The organism is Algibacter miyuki, assembly GCF_030409805.1.
GTDB lineage: Bacteria > Bacteroidota > Bacteroidia > Flavobacteriales > Flavobacteriaceae > Algibacter > Algibacter miyuki.
Genome location: NZ_JAUFQP010000007.1, coordinates 1131071 through 1139518, shown reverse-complemented (window position 1 = coordinate 1139518; position 8448 = coordinate 1131071). Strand labels below are relative to the sequence as shown.

The 8448-nt window shown below is 36.0% G+C and carries 5 protein-coding genes; 3 read left to right on the top strand and 2 right to left on the bottom strand.

Features of this window, described 5'->3' with window-relative positions; all coding sequences use genetic code 11:
• Together QWY92_RS07785 and aspS are read right to left on the bottom strand one after the other, a co-directional pair.
• A partial coding sequence (locus QWY92_RS07785) for a DUF6503 family protein (RefSeq protein WP_290269965.1) occupies positions 1 to 314 on the bottom strand: 314 nt, incomplete at its 3' end.
• Between the two features lie 16 nt (positions 315 to 330).
• Complete coding sequence (gene aspS, locus QWY92_RS07780) at positions 331 to 2085, bottom strand: aspartate--tRNA ligase (protein ID WP_290269959.1); 1755 nt, start codon at positions 2083 to 2085, stop codon at positions 331 to 333.
• 398 nt (positions 2086 to 2483) lie between these two features.
• Between aspS and QWY92_RS07775 the strand changes: the two genes are divergently transcribed.
• From QWY92_RS07775 to QWY92_RS07765, 3 genes are all read left to right on the top strand, one after another.
• Positions 2484 to 3872 (top strand): TonB-dependent receptor, encoded by a 1389-nt coding sequence (locus QWY92_RS07775; RefSeq protein WP_290269964.1) that lies wholly within the window; start codon positions 2484 to 2486, stop codon positions 3870 to 3872.
• On the top strand, positions 3860 to 5113 hold the full coding sequence (locus tag QWY92_RS07770) for a TonB-dependent receptor plug domain-containing protein (protein WP_290269962.1): 1254 nt from the start codon (positions 3860 to 3862) through the stop codon (positions 5111 to 5113). Before QWY92_RS07775 ends, QWY92_RS07770 begins: the two co-directional genes overlap by 13 nt.
• Before the next feature lie 386 nt (positions 5114 to 5499).
• A complete protein-coding gene (locus QWY92_RS07765) occupies positions 5500 to 8439 on the top strand; it encodes a TonB-dependent receptor (RefSeq protein ID WP_290268288.1) in 2940 nt (979 codons plus the stop codon).
• The last annotated feature ends 9 nt before the right edge of the window (positions 8440 to 8448 follow it).

Below are 8448 nucleotides of genomic sequence, written 5' to 3'. Positions count from 1 at the left end.
AGATAAGGTGCAGTCTGATTTGTTAACAACGGACTCCGCAAGTATCTCGTGTCTTTTTGAGTTTGTAAAGCAAAATATTCTTTAGGTAAACTTATTGAAATATTACTTATTCGTTCGGGTTTGTTGGGCATGTTCATGGTAACTGAAAATGCGCCTTCAAAGTTTTTCCAATTATTATCAGGGTCGTGAAATTGTATAGATTTCTCTAATAATTCAGCACCCGTAATATCTTGGATAAACCGATTGTTGATACGAAAAGTAAGCAAAGAAGGATTAAATTTTTCATGTATTTGGTTTACTAAAAAATCCTGCAAAAGCAGGATTTTAATATTATGATTTTAAATTAAGTTTTAAGCTTAACTCTGTTAATTGATCATCATCAATTGGGGCGGGTGCATCGATCATTACATCTCGGCCCGAATTGTTTTTTGGAAAGGCAATAAAATCTCGAATAGTTTCTTGTCCGCCTAAAATAGCAACCAATCGGTCTAATCCAAAAGCTAAACCGCCGTGTGGTGGAGCACCATATTCAAAGGCATCCATTAGAAATCCAAACTGTGCTTTTGCTTCTTCTTCAGAAAAACCTAAATGTTTCAGCATGATGGCTTGCGTGGCTTTATCGTGAATACGAATAGAACCTCCTCCAATTTCGTTACCGTTTAAAACTAAATCGTAAGCATTGGCTTTTACTTCGCCTGGGTTAGAGTCTAAAAGTTCTATCTGTCCCGGTTTTGGCGATGTAAATGGGTGGTGCATGGCGTGGTAATGTCCGGTTTCTTCATCCAGTTCCAGTAAAGGGAAATCGATAACCCAAAGTGGAGCAAATACTTTGGGATCTCTCAATCCTAAGCGTTCTGCTAATTCCATACGTAAAGCACTTAATTGTGCGCGTACTTTATTTGTATCTCCAGAAAGTACACAAACTAAGTCGCCTGCTTTGGCGCCTGTAATTTCTGCCCATTTGGCTAAATCGTCTTGGTCGTAAAATTTATCTACGGAAGATTTGAAGCTTCCATCGTCATTACAACGTGAATAAATCATGCCTAAAGCACCAACTTGCGGACGCTTTACCCAGTCTATTAATTTATCAATTTCTTTTCTAGTGTAGCTATTTCCACCTGGTACAGCAATACCAACAACTAATTCAGCATTGTTGAATACCCCAAATTCTTTATGTTGTGTTACCGCGTTTAATTCGCCAAATTCCATACCGAAACGGATGTCTGGTTTATCGTTTCCGTATAAACGCATTGCATCGTCGTAAAGCATTCTTGGGAATTTTTCAATTTCAACACCATTCACTTCTTTTAATAAATGACGGGTTAAACCTTCAAACACATTTAAAATATCTTCTTGGTCAACAAATGCCATTTCACAATCTATTTGTGTAAACTCGGGTTGTCTATCGGCGCGTAAATCTTCATCTCTAAAGCATTTTACAATCTGAAAATATTTATCCATACCACCAACCATAAGCAGTTGCTTAAAGGTTTGAGGCGATTGTGGAAGGGCGTAAAATTCACCAGCATTCATACGTGATGGAACTACGAAATCGCGTGCGCCTTCAGGAGTAGATTTTATTAAATATGGTGTTTCAACTTCGATAAAGCCTTCAGTAGAAAGATAATTTCTAACCGCTTGAGATACTTTAGATCTAAAAATTAAACTGTTTTTTACCGGGTTACGACGAATATCTAAATAACGATATTTCATTCTAATATCTTCGCCTCCATCGGTTTTGTCTTCAATAGTAAAAGGAGGTAGTATCGATTTGTTTAAAATAATAAGCTCGGAAACTAAAATTTCTATGTCTCCCGTTGGCATATTCGGGTTTTTTGAAGCACGTTCAATAACCGTTCCTTTAACTTGAATTACGAACTCACGTCCCAAATGTTGGGCTTGTTCTATTAAATCTTTGCTAGTACGCTCTTCATCAAAAACAAGTTGAGTGATACCGTAACGGTCGCGTAAATCGACCCAAACAATAAAACCTTTATCTCTAGACTTTTGCACCCAACCAGATAGGGTTACTTCTGTATTAATGTGTGCCGCAGTTAATTCGCCGCAATTATGACTTCTGTACATTGTTGTAAAATTGAGGTGCAAATTTAACCCAAATTATGCAATTACAAATCTATTCGGTCGCAAATATTGATTAAATAGGGTTGCGTTATGATGTTTTTAGAGTTAATCGCCTAGATGTGTTGTTGAAGAGGGGAGAGGCGAGTCTGTTTGAGTCTTTTTTTGATGCTGTTTTTAAGCGATGCTGGATGGTGTTGAAACCTTGGGTTGATTTTAATTTTTATATTATTGGCAATTATCATATTGATATTTTTTAGCTTAAAAATCAATAATATATATGGTTTGTTACGGTATCTTTTGTTAAAATGCTATATGTAGATGGAATATTATGTTAATTTTTTATTAAGAAAAACGATAATATGTATATATTAGCTATAACTAATTCAAAATAAACTAATTATATGACTAAATTTTTAAATCATTTTGGGATGATGTTTCTGTTATTTATAGGCACATCGGGAACGCTAATCGCACAAGAGGTTTCGGGTGTGGTAAGTGACGAATCTGGTGCTTTGCCAGGTGTATCGGTAATTGTTAAAGGAACAACTACGGGGACCACAACAGATTTCGATGGTAAATACTCCATAAGTGCCGATAGTAACGCTGTTTTGGTGTTTTCGTACGTGGGTTATGAAACTCAGGAAAAAGCAGTTTCAGGAAATAAAATGAATGTTACCATGCAATCGGGAGTGGCTTTAGATGCTATTGTTTTAACAGGAAATAGAGCAAAACCAAGAACTATTTTAGATTCACCTGTGCCTATTGATAATATAGGTTTAGATGAAATGCGTAAAACGGGACAGCCAACTATTGATAAAATGTTGACTTATAAAGTGCCATCGTTTAACTCGTCTACTCAAGCTGTTTCTGATGCTACAGCGCATTTTGATCCTGCAGATTTACGTGGCTTAGGACCAAGTAGAACGTTGGTTTTAGTAAATGGAAAGCGTAAAAACCAAAGTGCATTAGTGTATATTAATGATACGCCAGGAAAAGGTGAAGTTGGTGTAGATTTAAAAAGTATTCCTGCTGCTGCCATTGAGCGTATCGAGGTTTTAAGAGATGGTGCTTCGGCACAATATGGCTCTGATGCTATTGCGGGTGTTATCAATATGGTATTAAAAAAGAACGTTGAATATACTACGGTCAATGTAAAATCGGGGATGACAACCGAAGGAGATGGTTTTAATTTTGGTGTGGATTTAAACACAGGCTTATCTGGTGATAATGGTGCGTATTTAAATTTTACTGCGGGATATTACGAACAAGAAAAAACCAATAGACCAGGGGCTCCTGGAACAGATGCTTTAATTGGAGTGTATGCTGGTGATCAGACTTGGGGAGATTGGTTAGCTAATAATCCTGAATTAGGGATGAACGTTGGGCAACCCGAGTTAAAAAAACTCGATTTGTTTTTTAACGCAGGAGTGCCTTTCAAAAATGATTCAGGTGAGTTTTATACTTTTGGAGGTGTAACGTCTAGACAAGGCACAAGTTTTGCGTTATACAGAGCGCCTTACTGGGTTGGAGATCCATATAATTTATTACACGAAGCGGGTTCTGATTATAATGGGTTTCAGCCCACTTTTGAAACCGATGTTGTCGATAACAACTTAACGGCTGGTGTAAAGTGGAAATTATTTAACTTCGATGTCGATTTTAGTGGAACATACGGAAGAAACAGAATTGATTACGATGTAAACAACACTTTAAATATAGACTTAGGAGCAAATAGTCCAATTGAATTTGCTGTTGGGGGTATACGTTTAGCAACTCGTTGGCGAATTTAGATTTGTCAAGAAGTTTAGGGCAAGTGAATATTGCTTTTGGAGCAGAAATAAAGAAAGAGAACTTTTCTGCAAGAGCAGGTGATCCTGCTTCCTACTATAATCCTACAGGGAATGGTAATGCGCAGTCTTTCCCAGGTTTACAGCCTGCTAATGCGGTGCGTGCCGATAGACATAATTATGGTGTTTATGGCGATTTAGAATGGGAGCCAACCGATGCTTTACTAATTGGTGGAGCTATTCGATATGAAGATTTTAGCGATTTTGGAGACAATGTATCATGGAAAGTAAGTGGGCGTTACTCCTTAGGTGATAAAGGGGCTTTGAGGGCATCATATAGTACAGGGTTTAGAGCGCCATCGTTACATCAAATATATTTAAGTAATGTGCAAACATTGGTTTCTGGTGGTAGTATTTCAAACCAAGGCACGTTTAATAATGTAGACCCAATTATTCGAGAAGATTTAGGTGTGCCGCAGCTTACTGCGGAAACATCTAAAAACATATCGGCAGGTATAACTTATAAGGTTAAACCTAACCTTTCTGTTTCAGCAGATTTTTATAATGTAAAGGTGGATGATCGTGTTTTATTTACAGGTGAAATTGGATTCGATGGCGATGATGGATCAACAAATCCAGTAGAAAGTGTATTGATAGCTAATTCTATTACCAGTTTGAAGTTTTTTGTAAATGCTGTAAGTACAAGTACTTCAGGAGTAGATTTAGTGGTTAATTATACTAATATCGATTTAGGTAAAGGGCTCTTGAATGCTACTTTAGCGGCTAATTTTAATGAAACTACTATTGAAGGCGCAATTGATACACCTGCTATATTTGCAGCAAATGGTTACGAAATTTTCAATAGAAAGGAGCAAGCTAGAATTACATCGGCAAGACCAAAATCTAAAGTATTATTAGGTTTAGATTACGATTTAAATAAATGGGATTTTATTGTAAATAATACTTATTTTGGCGAGGTTACGTGGCAACATGGTAGTAATCCTGCGTTCGATCAAACCTTCGCAGGTAAGGTGCTTACAGATTTAATCGTTGGTTATGAGTTTAATGAAAAGGTTTCGGGGAACATTTCTGTAAATAATTTATTTAATGTGTATCCAGATGAATTAGATGCTAAAGGTGATGTGGTTACCGATCTTGGAGGGCGTTTTAAATACGCTTGGGAAGTAAATCAATTTGGTTTTAACGGTACTATAATTAATGCGAGTTTAGCCTTTAAATTCTAAAGTTAATAACGCTTGTTTTAGAAAACGTATTTTTTATTCTATAAACCCCAAATTTTGGCCTTTTCTCCAAAATTTGGGGTTTTTTTTTAAGTTTAACATTTTTTTTAGACTATTTAAAATAATTCTTAAATACTAATAAAACGTTAATAATACGTTTTATTTTTAAGGCTATACTTTGTGGTTTGTTTTTTAGAATATTGATTGTCATTGAGTTATAGTTGTGTTTGGTTTTTTGTTTAAAAAAACAAGACACAAAAACAGTTTTTTAATTTGTAAGTTTTTATATCGGAAAGGATGTTTTGTGTGTATTGTTTTACATCTAAGCATTTAATATCCAATATAATATGCATATATTAGCTTTAACTAATTCAAAATTATTTATTATTATGAGTAAACTTTTAAACTTTAAATGCTTGATGTTTCTATTATTTATGGGAACTTCAGGAACGCTATTCGCCCAAGATGTTTCGGGTGTTGTAAAAGATGATTCTGGAGCACTGCCAGGTGTGTCCGTTGTTGTGAAAGGCACAACAACAGGAACAACAACAGATTTTGATGGAAATTATTCTATCAACGCCAGCAACGGCGCTATTTTGGTGTTTTCTTATGTGGGTTATGAGACACAGGAGAAAGCTGTTTTGGGTAGTGTAATGAATATAAGGATGCAATCTGGAGTTGCTTTGAATGAGGTGGTTTTAATTGGGTCTAGAAATCCAAGTAGAACATCTGTAGACACGGCTGTTCCTGTTGATGTTATTGATATGGCCGATTTAGCTACTGCGGGTCCTCAAGTTTCAGTAACACAAATTTTGAACTATGTGGCGCCTTCATTTTCATCTAACACACAAACTGTTGCCGATGGGACGGATCATATTGATCCTGCTCAATTAAGAGGGCTTGGACCAGATCAAGTATTGGTTTTAGTGAATGGAAAAAGAAGACACACATCGTCTTTAGTAAATGTAAACGGTACGCCAGGACGTGGTTCTGTAGGAACCGATTTAAATGCTATTCCTGCAGCATCTATTAAAAGAATTGAAGTATTACGTGATGGTGCTGCGGCACAATACGGATCTGATGCGATTGCTGGAGTTATCAATATTGTATTAAAAGATAATGTTAATGAACTTACAGCTGCCATAACTACGGGAGCAAACATGTCTAAAAATGGAAATGATCATGATGGTGGTATCGATGGTGAAAAAACACAAATTGATTTAAACTATGGTATTCCATTAGGTGATAAAGGAGGTTTTATTAACATGACGGGGTCTTTAACAACACGTCAAAGAACTTCTCGTGCACGTGCAACTACTGGAGATATTTTTCATGCTTACAATTCTATAGAGTGGCAAGCGTATCAAGATGGTTTTAATCTGTCTGATTTAAGAACCGATTTAGGAGCTATTCAAAACTATGCTTCACAAGTAGGTCATTTTGATTCTGGTTTACAATCGCAAATCGCTGGTGCTTCAAGTATTGAAGAGTTATCGGGGTATAATACAGTTACAGGAGCGCAAACTGCCGGAATTTTAACTGGTTTAGATGTTACTGATGCTGAGTTAGTGGCTAGAGGTCAAACGCGTAACGATTATAATATGAGCGTAGGTCAGTCTGCTTTAGATCAAGGGCAATTTATGGGTAATTTAGAAATCCCTTTAGGTGATGATGAAAACGAGGCTAAATTATATGCTTTTGGTGGTTTATCTTACCGTCATGGTGATGCTTCTGGATTTTATAGAACGCCTGGGCATGCTTCTGGTAGAGGAAATACCTTATCTTATATTAATGGATTCTTACCAGATATCGAGTCTGATATTATTGATAAATCTTTAGGTTTCGGTATTCAAGGAAAAATTAACGATTGGAATATCGATTTATCTCATACTTGGGGTTTAAATACTTTTGCATATAATATTACGAACACCACAAACTTTTACTTACAAGCTTCATCTCCAACGGAATTTGATGCAGGACTTAATGGTTTTCAACAAAACACGGTTAACTTCGATATGTCTAAGTTTTACGAAGATATCATGTCTGGTTTAAACGTTGCTTTTGGTGCGGAATATCGTGTTGAAAATTTCTTTATTGAAGCTGGTGAAGTATCATCTTACGCTAAATATGATGTTAATGGTGAGATTGAAACTGTTGCAGCGTCTGGAACTCCAGCATTACAAGTAACTGACTTTTTTGGAAATCAAACCGATGCAGGTTCTCAAGTATTTTCAGGGTTTACTCCAGGAAATGCTATAGATACTAAAAGAAACAGTATGGCATTATATGTTGATGTTGAAGCAGATATTACCGAAGCATTTTTAGTGAGTGGAGCAGTGCGTTTTGAGGATTTTAGCGATTTTGGAAGCACATTGAATGGTAAATTAGCCATGCGTTATAAATTAAGTGAGAACACCAATATTAGGGGGGCTTTAAGTACAGGGTTTAGAGCGCCATCTTTACATCAACAATTTTATAGCAAATCGAATACCTTATTTAACGATCAAGGTATTGCAGAGCAAGTGGGTACATTTACAAATAACTCTAGAGCAGCAGCTTTATTCGGAATACCGAAGTTAAAAGAAGAAACATCGTTTAATGCGAGTTTAGGGTTTACTTCTAAAATACCAGATGCTAACCTAACATTTACAGTTGATGGTTACTATATCGCTATTGATGATAGAATTACATACACAGGTAACTTTTCAAGTCCTAATGATGGCTCTCAGTTAGCCGATATTTTTACTAATTTAGGTATTGGTCAAGCAGCGTTTTTTGCAAATGCTATTGATACAGAAACTAAAGGTTTAGATGTTGTTATTTCTCATAAAGCAAATATTGGAAACGGACGATTAACTAATAATTTAGCAGCAACTTATTCAAAAACTAAAAAAGTAGGCGCTACAAAAGGAAGTGATATTCTAACGGCTGCAGGTTTATTGGATAATTATTTTGATGAAGCTTCTAGGATATATTTAGAGCTTGCAGTACCTAGAGTTAAAGCGAATCTATCGCATAACTTAGAAATGGGAGATTGGAATTTCTTCTTAAGAAATGCATTCTTTGGTAGTGTTTTCGATACCGGAAACTTAACAGGTGGTGGTCATCCAGAAATTGGATCTAATGTAGTAACCGATTTAACTGTAGGTTATAACTTTAGCGAATCTCTTAGGTTAACTGTAGGAGCAAACAATTTATTAGATGTTTATCCAGATGAATTACCAGGTTATTTAACGTCTAGCAACCAGTTTGTGTACTCTCGTCGTGTATCGCAATTTGGTAACAACGGACGCTATGTTTTTGGTAGATTAACATTCAACTTGAAATAAGATAGTTTA

Excerpts from the sequence above, each read along its gene's own strand:
- QWY92_RS07765 (WP_290268288.1), top strand. The coding sequence starts at position 5,500 with ATGAGTAAACTTTTAAACTTTAAATGCTTGATGTTTCTATTATTTATG.
- aspS (WP_290269959.1), bottom strand. The coding sequence starts at position 2,085 with ATGTACAGAAGTCATAATTGCGGCGAATTAACTGCGGCACACATTAAT.
- QWY92_RS07775 (WP_290269964.1), top strand. The coding sequence starts at position 2,484 with ATGACTAAATTTTTAAATCATTTTGGGATGATGTTTCTGTTATTTATA.